The following is a 14,675-nucleotide window of genomic DNA, read 5'->3' on the forward strand; positions in this document are numbered from 1 at the left end:
CCGAGTGTCGTACCCCTGTGCGACACTCCGCCCATGCTGGGTATCACCGATCTGCCGACCTACCTCGTCGGGCTCGTACTGATCATTCTTCTGCCGGGTCCGAACTCCCTCTACGTCCTGTCCGTCGCGGCGCGGCGCGGCATCCGCACGGGCTACACCGCCGCCGCGGGTGTCTGGTGCGGCGACGCCGTCCTGATGGTGCTGTCCGCCGCCGGCGTGGCCTCGCTGCTCCAGGCGAACGCGCTGCTGTTCGGCATCGTGAAGTACGCGGGCGCCGGCTACCTGACCTGGCTGGCGATCGGGATGATGCGGGCGGCGTGGTCGATGTGGCGCAGCCGCCACGAACTGGCGGACGCCGGTGCTCCGGCCGCCGACGCGGCCCCCGCCGCCGAGCGCCCGTTCCGCCGCGCGCTGGTGATCAGCCTGCTCAACCCGAAGGCGATCCTCTTCTTCATCTCCTTCTTCGTGCAGTTCGTCGACCCGGCGTACGCCCACCCCGCCCTCTCGTTCGTCCTGCTCGGCACCCTCGCCCAGCTCGCCAGCGTGCTCTACCTCTCCGCCCTGATCTTCGGCGGCACCCGCCTGGCGGCCGCCTTCCGCCGCCGCAAGCGCCTGTCGGCGGGCGCGACCTCGGCGGCGGGCGTCCTGTTCCTGGGCTTCGCGGCGAAGCTGTCGGTCAGCGGCGTCTGACCGGTTCCGGGCTCCAACAGGGAGGCCGCCCAGGGGCGTCGCGCATGTTTTCCCTGCCGACGAGGGGAGTTCACCCGGGGGTCGTGCTGGGTTCCTAGGGTGACGCGGACCCGCGACCTGTCAGCGGGGCGGAAAGACCTTGGAGCATCATGACGAAGGCCCGCAACCGATGGCCGAGACCGCGCGACGGAGAGAACCCCACCGGCGCGCCGGACGGCCGGGTGTCCTCCCACGTGCCACCCGCCGGGAACAAGGGGAACAACGGGATCAACGCGACCGGGCTCGACGAGTGCCTGCGCGCCTGTGCCGTGCACAGCGGCAAGCTCGTCGCCACGCTCGACCGCAGGCGCACCGAACTCGCGGAGAGGCTGCGGCAGTTGCTCGCCACGCAGGCCATGGCGCAGGCCCCCGCGCCGGCATCGGCCGCGTCCGGCGCCACGGCCCTGATCCGGCGCGCCACCAAAGCCCCAGCGGGCCCCGCCGAGGAGCTGAGCGGTGAGCTGCTCGACGCGCTGCTGGCCGTCGGCAGCAAGGCGCTGGAGTGCGGGTACGACGACGAGCTGCGGCTGGCCCTGCTCATCAGCGACACCGTGCTCACCCGCCGCCGGAACTCCCGCGCGGGCTGGCGGCTGCGGGCCAGGACGCTGGAGGCCGTCGGGGACGAGCCCGCCACCGTCGAGGCGTACGCGCGCTACCTCGCGCTGACGGACGACGACGGCTTCGGCGTGGCCCCCCGGATCGCGGGCATGCGGGAGGGCGGGCGGCGGCAGGACGAACTGCTGCGGCTGCTGGAGCGCGAGTGCCCGGAGGCGGCGGCGTACTCCGCCGGACCGGCCACCGACGTCTGGGCCGAGGGGCTCGCGCTGCACGCACGCGGCAGCCTGGAGCAGGCCGAGCCCCGCCTGGTCGGCGCGCTGCTCGCCATGGAGCGCGAGAACAGCCCGGTGCAGGACATCCAGGCGGCGGTGAGCCAGTACCTCGACCTGCGGATCGAGGCCAACGGCGGCCGGGCGGCCGAGCTGCGGGAGCTGATCACGCTCTACGCCGAGCAGCGGCGAAGCCGCATGCGGGGACCGGTCGCCGACCCGACCTTCGGCGGCGTCGACTGGATCAGCGTCGGGGAGTTCCGCAATCAGATCGCGGGCAAGTCCATCTGTCTGATCGCCAACTCGCAGCGGGTGGGGCGCAGCTCGCTGGGCGCCGAGATCGACGCGTACGACCTCGTCGTCCGGTTCAACTCGTACAAGATCGACGCGGCCGCCACCGGCAGCCGCACCGACATCCACGCCACCATCCACAAGCACGGCTTCAACTGGGACCAGCCGGTCATGACCCGCCTCGTCTTCGGCGGCGTCTCCGGCGACTGGAAGCACTCGCTGCGCAACCGGCTGGTGCCGGGCGCCCAGCGGTACCTCGGCGACGAATCGCTGCGCTGGCCGCTGCGCAACGTCGGCAAGGTCGGGACGGACGTCTGGTCGTCGATCCCCACCAGCGGTTTCAACATGCTGTGGCTGCTGGACTTCCTCGATGTCAGCCCGACGCTCGACCTCATCGGGTTCGACTTCTACGAGAGCGGCGCGTACCGCCTCCAGGAGGCGATGCGGATGCCCATCACCTCCGTGCACGAATACACCAGCGAAAAGGCGTGGGTCATGGAACGCGCCCAGAGCGTCAGTGACATGAGGATATGCCTGCGATGACATCCACCACCGTGGCCACCACCCAGGCCGTCACCCCCGCCACCGGCCCCACCGCGAGACCTGCCGGCGGAAGTGCCAACACGCTCACCGGCAAGCGCCGCATCGCCTTCGCCAGCTTCGTCGACGAGAACTACCTGCCCGGCTTCCTCGTGCTGCTGCGCAGCCTCGCCCTGTCCAACCCGGGTCTGTGCGAGGACTTCATCGTCCTGCACGACGACCTGAAGCCCTCCTCCGTCGCCCGTATCCGGGCGCTGCACCCGCGCGTCGAGCTGCGCCGGGTGGACGCCGCCCACTACGACTCGTACGCCAAGGGCGACCAGGCCAACTACCTGGTCCGCAAGGCGTACTTCATCCTCGACGTCTTCCGCGTCCGCGACTACGACACCGTCATCACCCTGGACACCGACATGGTGGTCCTGGGCGACCTCGGCGAGCTGCTGAAGCTGCGCGAGGGGCTCGCGGCCGTGCCGCAGTTCTTCTACGGGCAGCACAAGCTCAACAGCGGTCTGCTCGTCATCCAGCGCGAATACCTCAGCGACGAGTTCTGCGCGCGGATCGACGCCACCGGACGCAGCGGGGCGTACGAACTCGACAAGCACGACCAGGGCATCCTCAACGCCGTGCTCGACGGGGACTTCGTCCAGCTCGACGCCCGCTACAACTTCGTCAAGCGGCGGCTGTCCGGCGACCTGCCGGTGCCGGACGACACGGCGATCCTGCACTTCACCGGGCGGCACAAGCCCTGGCAGGGCGGCGAGGCGGGGTACGGGAAGGCGGAGGAGCGCTGGCGCGAGTTGGAACTGTCCGACGCCCAGTTCCATGCCGCCTACCTGGCGCAGGGCAAGGGCGCGCACCACGACCTGCTCGTGCACTTCGGCACCCCGCACGTCCGGCGCACCGGGGACGTCGAGAGCGCCCGCAGGGTCGCAGCGGCCCACATCGCGGCGGGGGAGTACCAGGAGGCGGTGGACGTACTCGAAAGCGTACGCATCCCGCTGGACGCCGCCTGGCCGCACGAGGTCCTCGGGCACGCGCTGATGAGCGTGTCGCGCTACGACGAGGCCAGGGCGCAGCTGCTGCTCGCCACGGGCGCCCCGAACCGGGCCGCCACGGCCTTCGGCCGGCTCGCCCAGATCGCCTGGATCCACGGCGACGACGAGGCGGCGCAGCGGTACGCGCTCGACGGCCTGCGGGTGGACCCGACCCATCGCGCGAACCGGCTGATGCAGCGGCGTACCGAGACCCCGCAGGCCCCGCCGGAGGGTGTCGCCGCCGAGCAGCTGGCGCACGTCGCCTTCTACATGGAGCGCCAGGGCAACGCTGGCGACAAGCTGCTGCCCGAGACCGTCCGGCTGGCCGTCGGCACCGACGGCGACACCGGCCCGCGCAAGTGGCTCTCCGTCCACGCGCACCGGCTCTTCGACGAGGCGGCCCTGGAGCGCGTCAACGCCCGGCGCGGCCTGGTCATCGGCGGCGGCGGACTGTTCATCCCGGACACCGCGCCCAACGGCAACAGCGCCTGGCAGTGGAACGTCCCCGACGCGCTGCTCAACCGCATCGACGTACCCGTCATGGTGTACGCCGTCGGGTTCAACGCCTTCGACGGCCAGTCCTACCGGGCCGGGCGCTTCAACACCGCCCTGCGCGCCCTCGTCGAGCGCGCGTCCTTCTTCGGGCTCCGCAACCACGGCTCGATCGAGAAGGTACGGTCGCTGCTCCCCGCCGAGCTGCACGACAAGGTGCGCTTCCAGCCCTGCCCTACCACCGTCACCCGCCAACTGGTGGACGGCTGGACCGACCCGCCGCACCGTGAGAACACCGTCCTGGTGAACGCGGCGTACGACCGGGCGGGCCTGCGCTTCGGGCACGACTACGGCCACTTCCTCGCCGAGATGGCGAAGGCCGTACGGGCGCTCGGCGCGCACGCCGAGGTGAAGTGCGTGGCGCACTCGCTCGACGACGAGAAGATCGCGTTCGACCTGCGGCGCGAGCACGGGGTGTCGCTGCCGGTCATCCCGATGTACGACTTCGACAACGACGCGATCAGGGACACGTACGCCCGCACCAAGCTGGTGATCGGGATGCGCGGCCACGCGGGGATGATCCCGTTCGGCTGCGGCACGCCCATCATCAGCCTGATCTCGCACCCGAAGATGGCGTACTTCCTGTCCGACATCGACCGGCCCGAGTGGGGGATCTCCGTCCACGACAAGAACCTCGGGGCGGTCCTCACCGAGCGCGCGGTGGGGCTGCTGGACGACCACGCGGCGTCCGTGGCCGACGTGCACGGCCGCCAGCAGGAGCTGTGGAAGGTGACCGAGGCGAACGCGGCGGACCTGCGGGTGATCCTGGGCCGCCCGGCCCGCTGACCCGGACGCCCGGACGTCCGTACGCACGAAAGGAGGGCGGGCCACTGATCACCAGTGGCCCGCCCTCACCGTCGTACCGGACCCGCCGTCAGCCCAGCGCGGCCTTCTTGAGCGCGGCGCGCTTGAGCGACCGGGCCCTGCGGACCACGCGCCGCAGCGTGGCGCTGCGCGGGATGAAGGCGAACTGCCGGGGGATCGCGCCGGGCAGCGCGAGCGTGGTCAGCCGGCGGCGCTTGAAGTAGCGCCAGGTGGGGCCCTTCAGATGCTGGGTGAGGAAGCGCTCGGCCGCCGGCCGCAGGTCGGAGCGGATCTGCGGCTGCATCGCGAAGCCGACCGCCTGGAGGAGACCGGACAGGTACGGCAGGGAGACCGGCTCCGTACGGTCGCCGTCCTCCGCCAGGCCGGGCACCAGCGCGTCGACGATCGTGACCGGCACGCGGTTGCTGTTCTGGTACGGCGAGAGGCGCTCCAGGAGGACGTCCGTGCCCGTACGGGCCACCGGCACCGCGTAGAACGTGCTCGCCGTCAGCAGCGCCGTCGAGAAGCACCCGACCACCAGGGCCGGGCGGAACCGCTGGTACAGCACCTCGGCCAGCACCGGGCTGTCCAGGACGGTCAGTTCGACGCCCAGCGCCACCGCTTCGCGCTCCAGCACGCGCGACCAGCGGGCGGGCGCCGTGGGGTGCGGCTTGAAGACGATCTGCCGGTGCCCGCGGGCGACGGCCCCGCGCAACATCGTGACGTGGAGGTCCTCCTCCTCCTCGGCGGTCAGGATCGACAGCGCCGACAGGTACTGGCCGAGGAGCAGAGCGGAATCGGCGGGGAGCGTCAACGCGTCCTCCGCGTCCGACAGTTCCGTCAGGACCTTGAGGAACGCCTCCGTCGGCACCAGCTCCGGCGGTACGTCGAACTCCCCGAGCAGCAGCGGAGTCAGCCCCGGCACCAGGTCCAGGTGGAGCAGACGCCGTACGCGCGTACCGACCAGCGGCTCGATCTTGTTGCGGGTCGGGCCGTAGCTCATCAGTCCGTCGGCGTACACCTCCAGCGGCGCGTCCGGGAACAGCTGGGTGAGTGCCAGCGCCGGATTGACCTGGATGGACTCGACGACCAGTTCCACCCTGTCGTCGCCGAGCCCCCACAGCAGCCGCAGGTGCCGCTCCCACAGCGGGACGTCGTCCACGCGCGGCGACCAGGCGCCGGGGTGGTAGGGCGCGACGGCCTCGTTCCAGGACAGCACGCCGTCGAAACGGGACCGCAGCCGTTCGAAGCCCGGCATCTCGTCGACGGAGGGCGTCGTCTCGGGCGTCATGGCGTTGTTGCTGACCAGGAGCAGCCGCCGGGCGGCCGGAGCGAAGCAGTCGCTGTCGATGGCGGCGGCGAGGGTGGCCGCGCCGTACAGCGTGGAGGCGAAGAAGATCTGCGTCGTGGGCATCAGGCAGCGACTCCCGGCGCGGCGGACGCGGACACGGGCCGGCGGCGAAGCCGCCGGAGCCGTCCCGCGCGCTCCATGTCCATGGAATCCAGCGCGTCCTTGAGGAAATCCTGCGGCATCCGCCTGAGCGCCGCCGTACTCATCGCCCGCAATTTCCGTGCCACGGCCGGTTCGAACCTTTCGATGCTGCCCAGATGGTGGGAAATGATGGCGCAGTACGTGCGCACGGCTTTCGGCAGAAGCCGGTCCGCGTCCGGGTCCTTCGCCGTCTCCTCGATGACCTGATCGAAGGCCCGGATGAAATCGAGCTGCCGTACGTCGCCGATCTGGGTGAGCGAGGACGAGACGCCCCGCCGGTAGAAGACGCCCAGCGTGCCGAGCGCCGCGAAGCTCTCGGCCTCCCGGTGCAGCCGCCAGATCCACGGCCGGTCCTCGGCCGTGCGCAGACCGTCGGTGAAGTGCAGCAGTCCCCGGTCGGCGAGCCGGCGGTGGTACATGCCGGCCCACGCGTAGGCGTAGTCGACGGAGGTGGAGCGGCTGGCGGGCAGGATCGCGTCGCGCGGCGACATGACGACGCCGCGCCGGCCGTGCGGGACCCGGTGGACCGTACGGGCGCGCCCGGTGCACTGCACGTGGTCCGTACGGACGAAGTCGCAGCCCAGCTCCTCCATGGCGGCCAGCAGGCGGGCGTAGTGGCCCGGGGCCAGCCAGTCGTCGCCGTCGAGGAACGTCAGGTATTCGCCGCGCGCCGCGTCGAGCCCGGTGTTGCGGGCCGTGGCCAGGCCGCCGTTGGTCTCGTGTCTGACCACGACCGCCCCCGGGAGGTCGCGCTCGGCGCGCTGGAGGATCTCCGGCGTTCCGTCGGTCGAACAGTCGTCGACGAGGATGAACTCGAAGTCGTCCCGCGCGTTCGCGCGGAGGCTTCGAAGGGTGTCTGGGGCGTATGTCTGCACGTTGAAGAACGGCACGACGACAGAGAGCTTGACCACCTCCGCGACGCTAGGGCGTGCCACGGCATTCGTTGCGTCTCCCGGAGAGATGCCGGGTGAACGAAGAATGGCGGAATGGTTAACCTGCCTGCTTTCCGGGCTCCGACGCCGATCGTCGATGTGCTGTTAACCGTTTGTTGCGGCTGAGTTGGGCCGTCAATCGGAATGGCTCCCTAGTTTCGTCGATGTGCCAGCAAGTACCAGCAAAGCCCTGCGGATCGCCGTGATCGCCGATTCCGATACGCGATGGAAATGGGGCGCTCTCACCGCCCGCCGTATCGCGCCGGAAGCCCTGATCGACGGATTCCTGCTGCGCGGCCGGGCCACTCCCACACCCCGCCAGCTCGCCGAGGTCGGCGTGCCGGTCGACGGGGTGCGGGAGGTGACCGCCGCCGAGTTCATCGGAGAGGTCGAGCACGAGGCGTACGACGTCGTCCTGCTCGCCCTCGTCGGAGGAGCCGTACAGGCGATGCTCCACGGCCTCGCGCCGCTGTGGCCGGACACCGGCCGCCGGCCGGTCATCGGCACCGGCTACGTCGGTGTCGTCTACGAGAAGCTGGCCGACGGACTGCTGCTGCGCCACGGCGCCGACATCGTCCTCGCCAACTCCCGCCACGACGCGGAACGCTTCCGCGCGGTGTACGAAGGGGTGGGCGCCGACGCCTCGGCCGTCACGGAGGCCGCGCTGCCGTTCCTCGGCGGCGACCGCTACACCGGCACGGACACCCGTACCGTCGTCTTCGCCGCCCAGCCCTCCGTCCCGCAGTCCCGCGCCGACCGCGCCTACCTGCTGGGCCGCCTCGTGCGGCACGCCCGGCTGCACCCCGGTCGCGAGGTGCTGCTCAAGCTCCGCAGCAAGCCGGGCGAGCACACCACGCACATCGAGGAACTGCCCTACCAGAAGCTCGCGGCCCGCATCGAGGGCGGCCCGCCGCCCAACTTCCGCCTCGTCTACGGGCACATGGGCGAGATCCTGGACCGCACCGACCTCCTGGTCACGGTCAGCTCGACCGCCGCCCTGGAGTCCCTGCACCGCCGCGTCCCGACCGCCGTCCTCACCGACCTGGGTGTGCGCGAGACCCTCGGCAACCACCACTTCCTCGGCTCCGGATGCCTCGCGTCCTGGGACCAGCTCGACGCCGGTCACCGCCCGTCGGCCGACGAGGAGTGGCTGGCGCGCCAGGGAGTGGCCGCGGACGGCTCGTACGACACCGCCTTCGACGCCGTGCGCGAGCGCGTCACCACGCTCCTGGAGCGCCCCGGCCTCCCGCCGATCGCCCCCTATTACACCTCCGCCACCGCGCCGGGCTACCTCCCCGGCATCCTCGCCCGCCACCGCCTCGACGGTCCCCGGACCACCACCGACGTCACCGGCGTACGCCGCGTCCTGCGCGACGCCGTACGGGAGGCGGCGCGCGGGGCGTACCGCCACGGCGTGCAGCGCGTGGCCCCCGTCATCCGCCGTATGGGAGAACTGTGAACAGCCAGCCGGAACCCCAGACCGACGCCGCACGGCCCGGGCGCCGCGTCCTCGCCGTGATCCCCGCCCGCGGCGGTTCCAAGGGCGTGCCGGCGAAGAACCTCGCCGCCGTCGGCGGAGCGCCGCTCGTGGCCCGCGCCACCCGGGCGTGCCGGGGAGCCGGCCTGGTCACGCACGTCGTCGTCTCCACGGACGACCCCGCCATCGCGGCGGCGGCGCGCGGCGCGGGCGCCGAAGTGGTGCTGCGCCCGGCGGACATCGCCGGCGACACGGCCACCAGCGAGGCGGCCGTACTGCACGCCCTGGACGCCCACGAGGCGACGCACGGCGCGGTGGTCGACGCGGTGCTGCTGGTGCAGTGCACGAGCCCGTTCCTGACGAGCGAGGACGTCGACGGCGTCGCCGCCGCGGTCGTCGAGGACGGCGCGGACACGGCCCACACGGTCGCCCCCTTCCACGGCTTCGTCTGGCGCGAGGACGCCGGGAACGCCGCCGTCGGGGTCAACCACGACAAGAGCTTCCGCCCCCGCCGCCAGGACCGTCCGCAGGACTTCCTGGAGACGGGCGCGGCGTACGCCATGGACGCCGCCGGATTCCGCAAGGCCGGGCACCGCTTCTTCGGACGGACCGCCCTCGTCGTCACGGACCCGGCCCGCGTCCTGGAGATCGACGACCCGCACGACCTGGCCCGCGCCCGCGCGCTGGCGCCCCTCCTCGATCCCCGGGCGGCGACGGGCGCCCTCCCGACCCGCGACGACATCGACGCGGTCGTCATCGACTTCGACGGCACCCAGACGGACGACCGGGTGCTGATCGACTCCGAAGGACGCGAACTCGTCGCCGTGCACCGCGGCGACGGGCTCGGCATCGCGGCCCTGCGCAAGGCGGGGCTCAAGCTGCTGATCCTGTCCACGGAGGAGAACGCGGTCGTCGCCGCACGGGCCCGCAAGCTGCGCATCCCCGTGCTCCACGGCGTCGACCGCAAGGACCTCGCCCTCAAGCAGTGGTGCGAGGAGCAGGGCGTCGCGCCCGAGCGGGTGCTCTACGCCGGCAACGACGTCAACGACCTGTCCTGCCTGGCCCTCGTGGGCTGGCCGGTGGCGGTCGCCAACGCCCACGACACCGTCCGCGGCGCCGCGCGCGCCGTCACGACCGTCCCGGGCGGGGAGGGCGCGATCCGCGAGATCGCCGCCTGGATCCTCGGCCCGTCCCTCACCCTCGTCCCCACCCCGTAGCTCACCCCCCAACTCCCCCCGTTAGGAAAAGAACCACATGAGCACCAACTCGCGTCTCCGCACCTTCGGTTCCAAGACCGCGGGCCCCGGCCACCCCGTCTACGTCACCGGTGAGATCGGCATCAACCACAACGGCGACATCGAGAACGCCTTCGCGCTCATCGACGCCGCCGCCGACGCCGGCTGCGACGCGGTCAAGTTCCAGAAGCGCACCCCGGAGATCTGCACCCCGCGCGACCAGTGGGACATCGAGCGCGACACCCCCTGGGGCCGGATGACGTACATCGACTACCGCCACCGCGTGGAGTTCGGCGAGGACGAGTACCGCGCCATCGACGAGTACTGCAAGAAGCGCGGCATCGACTGGTTCGCCTCCCCGTGGGACACCGAGGCCGTCGCCTTCCTGGAGAAGTTCGACGTACCGGCCCACAAGGTCGCCTCCGCGTCCCTGACGGACGACGAGCTGCTGCGCTCGCTGCGCGCCACCGGCCGCACCGTCATCCTCTCCACCGGCATGTCGACGCCGCGCCAGATCCGCCACGCCGTGGAGGTGCTGGGCAGCGACAACATCCTGCTCTGCCACGCCACGTCGACGTACCCGGCGAAGGCCGAGGAGCTCAACCTGCGGGTGATCAACACCCTCCAGGCCGAGTACCCGAACGTCCCGATCGGCTACAGCGGCCACGAGACCGGCCTGCAGACGACGCTCGCCGCCGTCGCCCTCGGCGCCGCGTTCGTCGAGCGCCACATCACCCTCGACCGCGCCATGTGGGGCTCCGACCAGGCCGCCTCCGTCGAGCCGGGCGGCCTGACCCGCCTGGTCCGCGACATCCGCACCATCGAGGCGTCCCTCGGTGACGGCGTCAAGAAGGTGTACGAGTCCGAGCTCGGCCCGATGAAGAAGCTGCGCCGCGTCGCGGGCGTCGTCGCCGAGGGCGCCGACCGCGAGCCCGCCGCGGTCTGACCGGAGAGACGGTCGACGTCGCCGTGAACGGCACCCCCGGCACTCCCGCCACCGAGGCCACCGGGGCCTCCGGAACCTCGGGCACGCTCGCCTTCGTCGAGAGCCCGGTCCAGCTCCTGAACGTCCTGGAGTGGGCCCACGCGAAGGCAGCCGCCCGCGGTACCCGGGCGTACGACCTCACGGTCGTCGTCCTGTCGCCCACCGACCCCATGACCCGCGGCCAGCTGCGGCGCATGGCGGAGCTCGCGCGCCACGAGGGCATGCGGGTGCGGTGGGAGGAGGCCCGTGGCGGGGCGGGGGCGCCGTTCCAGACCATCGGCGGTCTGGCGTCCGCCCTGCGGCGGGCGCGCCGGATCGTGATCGGCGACCCGTTCTCGCGGTACGTGCAGCTGCTGCTGACGATCACCCGCGCCCGTGACCTGGTCGTCGTCGACGACGGCACGGCCACCATGGAGTTCGTCGCCCAGCTCACCGGCGGCGAGCGGCTGGAGCGCTGGCACCGGCGCGGCGGCCGCCGGGGGCCCCGCGACCTCGTGTTCGGGCCGGTCTCGGCGGCGGCGCGCCGCCGTCTCACGCCGTCGCGGACCCGCAGCGTCGAGGTCTTCACCTCGATGCCCGTGGCGGAGGCTCCGGGGGTCACCGTCACGGCCAACGACTTCGGCTGGACCCGGGCCCGGTTCGGCCCGCCGCGGGTCTCGCGCGGCGCCGACCTGGTCGGGACGTCGCTGGTCGAGACCGGGGTGGTGGACCCCGACCGGTACGTCGAGGCGGTCACCGCGCTGGCCCGCGCCCACGGGGCCACCCGCTACTTCGCCCACCGGCGCGAGAGCGCCGACAAGCTGCACCGGCTGGCCGTCGAGACGGGCCTGGAGATCGTCCGCCCCGACCTGCCGCTGGAGCTCATCGCCCGGCGCGGGCCGATCGGCCGGTTGATCCTGAGCTTCCCGTCCACCGTGGTCCACACGCTGCCGCTCGCCCTGGTGGGTACGGGCGTGCGCGTCGCGGTCTGCGACGTGGACCCGCTGTGGCTGAGGGACTCGGCCTCACCCCGCGCGCAGGGCTTCCTGTCGGGGGTCACGACCACGGCCCGGGACGTCCAGCGGCTGCCCACTCCGGGATAGATGTCTGGTTCGCCACATATGTGACCTTGCCCACGGGCCCGGAGCGGCCATCCGGAAGGGAACCCGCCGTCGACCGCACCCGCCGGACCTGCAAAACCCCAGGCCGGGACGGGGAGGGGAACGGCGGAGCTTACCCGCCCGAAGCGGCGCCCAAGCGCCGCAGGGCCGACTTTCTTTCCCCTATGCGGCTGAAGTTTTGTTGATCGCTGGTTGGTTACCCGCCAAACACGCCTACCCTTTCAGAGATGAGCCAGCTGATCTGCGCGTCCGAAGAAGCAGCACTGCCGGGCATGGTCCCGCTCCCCGGCACGCTGCCCGAGTCCCTGCGTCTCGAGCTGATCGCCTTCCGGCGCGACCTGCACATGCACCCGGAGCTCGGGAACCAGGAATTCCGCACCACCGCCGCGATCAAGGCCCGCCTGGAGAAGGCCGGCCTCACGCCGCGCGTGCTGCCCACGGGCACCGGACTCATCTGCGACATCGGCACCGCCCGGACGGGCGCCGACGGCGTCCGCCCGCTCCTGGCCCTGCGCGCGGACATCGACGCGCTGCCCATCCCGGACACCAAGACGGGCGTCCCGTACCGCTCCACCGTCCCTGACCGCGCGCACGCCTGCGGCCACGACGTGCACACCACGGTGGTCCTCGGCGCCGGTCTGGTCCTCGCCGAGCTCCACCGCGCGGGCCTGCTGCCCCAGCCCGTACGGCTGATCTTCCAGCCCGCCGAGGAGATGATGCCCGGCGGCGCGCTCGGCGTGATCGAGGCCGGCGGCCTCGACGGCGTCGGGAAGATCATCGCGGTGCACTGCGACCCCAAGGTCGACGCGGGCCGCGTCGGTCTGCGTACGGGCCCGATCACCTCGGCCTGCGACCGGCTGGAGGTCTTTCTGGACGGCCCCGGCGGCCACACCGCCCGCCCGCACCTGACCACCGACCTGGTGACGGCCGTCGCCCGGGTCGCCACCGACGTCCCCGCGCTGGTCGCCCGCCGCGTCGACGCGCGCGCCGGTCTCGCGGTGACCTGGGGCCGTATCGAGTCCGGTCACGCCTGCAACGTCATCCCGCAGCGCGCCGTGCTCGCCGGCACCGTCCGCTGCCTGGACCTCGACGCCTGGCACGAGGCGCCGGACCTGGTGCACGCCGCGATCGACGAGATCGCGACCCTGCACGGCGCCAAGTCGGAGATCAACTACGTCCGCGGTGTCCCGCCGGTCGTGAACGAGCATTCCGTCACCGAGCTCCTCACCGACGCCATGGCAGCCCGGCGTGGGCTGCACGCGGTCGAGGACACCGAGCAGAGCCTGGGCGGCGAGGACTTCTCGTGGTACCTGGAGCAGGTGTCCGGCGCCATGGCCCGTCTGGGCGTACGCACTCCGGGTGACACGGCCCGACGCGACCTGCACCGTGGTGATTTCGACGTGGACGAGGCCGCGATCGAGGCCGGCGTCGAACTCTTCACGGCTGCCGCGCTACTTGACGGACACCGTTCGTAATCAGCCACGGCGTCTTCCGTTCACGACGATCCGATAACAGCTGTCGTACGGTCGCTTATCCGGCATCTACGCGCGTTACGATCGCCGCGAAACCAGCGCCGGCAGAGGCGCTTCGGTCAGGTCGAAGGAGCCCTCCCTTGCGCCGCGTAACCAGGCTTGCCACTGTGGCCATCGCGTCCACAGCTCTCGCACTCTCCGCCACCGCGTGTGGCAAGACGTCGGACTCCGGTTCCGGCTCGAAGGAAGCCAGCGCCGCCATCGCGTACGACATCGGCGGCCGAGGCGACCAGTCCTTCAACGACGCGGCGTACGCCGGTCTCGTGAAGGCCGAGAAGGAACTGGACATCAAGGGCAACGACCAGGAGCCCTCCGAGGGCGAGTCGGACGCCGACAAGGTCCAGCGCCTCACCGAGCTGGCCCGCTCGGGCAACAACCCGGTGATCGGCGTCGGCTTCGCCTACGCCCCGGCCATCAAGAAGGTCGCGCCGAAGTTCCCGAAGACCACCTTCGGCATCATCGACGACACCTCGGTGACCGGTAAGAACATCGCCAACATGGTGTTCAACGAGGAGCAGGGCTCCTACCTCGCCGGCGTCGCCGCCGCCAAGGCCACCAAGACCAACAAGGTCGGCTTCATCGGTGGTGTCGAGGTCCCGCTGATCAAGAAGTTCGAGGCGGGCTTCGCCCAGGGCGTCAAGGACACCAACCCCAAGGTCCAGGTCCTCAAGCAGTACCTGACGCAGCCGCCGAACTTCGACGGCTTCGCCAAGCCCGACCTCGGCAAGGCCGCGGCTCAGGGCCAGCTCGACAAGGGCGCCGACGTGATCTACCACGCCGCGGGTCTCGCGGGCTCCGGCTCGATCGAGGCGGCCGCCCTGGATGGCAAGTGGGCCATCGGCGTCGACTCGGACCAGTACAACCAGGAGGGTCTGGCGAAGTACAAGGCCAGGATCCTCACGTCCGTCACCAAGGACGTGTCCGGCGCGGTCTTCAACCTGATCAAGTCCGTGAAGGACGGCAAGCCGCAGTCCGGTGAGGTCCGCTACGGCCTCGACAAGGACGGCGTCGGCCTCTCGGACTCCAACCCGGAGTACAAGAAGATGACGGACCTCATCGCCGCCGTCGACAAGGCGAGGGCCGAGATCATCTCCGGCAAGATCAAGGTCCAGACCGCGCCGTAAGGTTGCGGGTCAGGACATGAT

The 14,675-nt window shown here is 71.5% G+C and carries 11 protein-coding genes; 9 read left to right on the top strand and 2 right to left on the bottom strand.

The genetic code is table 11. The features are described 5' to 3' along the window. The first annotated feature begins 33 nt into the window (after window positions 1–33). The 3 genes from leuE to IE185_RS14055 all read left to right on the top strand — a co-directional run bounded on the left by leuE (window position 34) and on the right by IE185_RS14055 (window position 4,759). Complete coding sequence (gene leuE / locus IE185_RS14045; RefSeq protein WP_138895084.1) at window positions 34–690, top strand: leucine efflux protein LeuE; 657 nt, start codon at window positions 34–36, stop codon at window positions 688–690. Between the two features lie 149 nt (window positions 691–839). Continuing rightward, the gene (locus tag IE185_RS14050) at window positions 840–2,390 is read left to right on the top strand and encodes a hypothetical protein (protein WP_189715243.1); all 1,551 of its coding nucleotides are present in this window, start codon (window positions 840–842) and stop codon (window positions 2,388–2,390) included. Then, window positions 2,387–4,759, top strand: a complete 2,373-nt coding sequence (locus IE185_RS14055) for a glycosyltransferase (RefSeq protein ID WP_138895083.1) — start codon at window positions 2,387–2,389, stop codon at window positions 4,757–4,759. The genes IE185_RS14050 and IE185_RS14055 overlap by 4 nt, the downstream gene beginning before the upstream one ends. Before the next feature lie 88 nt (window positions 4,760–4,847). On the opposite strand, the gene IE185_RS14060 is transcribed toward IE185_RS14055, so the two are convergent. Continuing rightward, entirely contained in the window at window positions 4,848–6,191 is a 1,344-nt protein-coding gene (locus IE185_RS14060; RefSeq protein WP_138895082.1) for an alpha-2,8-polysialyltransferase family protein, read from the bottom strand. Beyond that, the gene (locus IE185_RS14065) at window positions 6,191–7,180 is read right to left on the bottom strand and encodes a glycosyltransferase family 2 protein (RefSeq protein WP_138895081.1); all 990 of its coding nucleotides are present in this window, start codon (window positions 7,178–7,180) and stop codon (window positions 6,191–6,193) included. The genes IE185_RS14060 and IE185_RS14065 overlap by 1 nt, the downstream gene beginning before the upstream one ends. A gap of 187 nt (window positions 7,181–7,367) precedes the next feature. Between IE185_RS14065 and IE185_RS14070 the strand changes: the two genes are divergently transcribed. From IE185_RS14070 to IE185_RS14095, 6 genes are all read left to right on the top strand, one after another. Continuing rightward, on the top strand, window positions 7,368–8,660 hold the full coding sequence (locus IE185_RS14070; RefSeq protein WP_138895080.1) for a DUF6716 putative glycosyltransferase: 1,293 nt from the start codon (window positions 7,368–7,370) through the stop codon (window positions 8,658–8,660). Further along, window positions 8,657–9,895: an acylneuraminate cytidylyltransferase gene (locus tag IE185_RS14075; RefSeq protein ID WP_189715245.1), complete on the top strand. Its 1,239-nt coding sequence runs from the start codon at window positions 8,657–8,659 to the stop codon at window positions 9,893–9,895. Before IE185_RS14070 ends, IE185_RS14075 begins: the two co-directional genes overlap by 4 nt. A gap of 37 nt (window positions 9,896–9,932) precedes the next feature. Next, the gene (locus IE185_RS14080; RefSeq protein WP_138898254.1) at window positions 9,933–10,859 is read left to right on the top strand and encodes an N-acetylneuraminate synthase family protein; all 927 of its coding nucleotides are present in this window, start codon (window positions 9,933–9,935) and stop codon (window positions 10,857–10,859) included. Window positions 10,860–10,882: 23 nt separating this feature from the next. Further along, the gene (locus IE185_RS14085; RefSeq protein ID WP_138898253.1) at window positions 10,883–11,980 is read left to right on the top strand and encodes a hypothetical protein; all 1,098 of its coding nucleotides are present in this window, start codon (window positions 10,883–10,885) and stop codon (window positions 11,978–11,980) included. 245 nt (window positions 11,981–12,225) lie between these two features. After that, complete coding sequence (locus IE185_RS14090) at window positions 12,226–13,473, top strand: amidohydrolase (protein WP_138898252.1); 1,248 nt, start codon at window positions 12,226–12,228, stop codon at window positions 13,471–13,473. A gap of 137 nt (window positions 13,474–13,610) precedes the next feature. Next, window positions 13,611–14,654 (top strand): BMP family lipoprotein, encoded by a 1,044-nt coding sequence (locus tag IE185_RS14095; RefSeq protein ID WP_138898251.1) that lies wholly within the window; start codon window positions 13,611–13,613, stop codon window positions 14,652–14,654. Window positions 14,655–14,675 lie beyond the last annotated feature (21 nt).

The sequence above is a fragment of the Streptomyces chryseus genome, assembly GCF_014650755.1.
Taxonomy (GTDB): Bacteria; Actinomycetota; Actinomycetes; order Streptomycetales; family Streptomycetaceae; genus Streptomyces; species Streptomyces chryseus.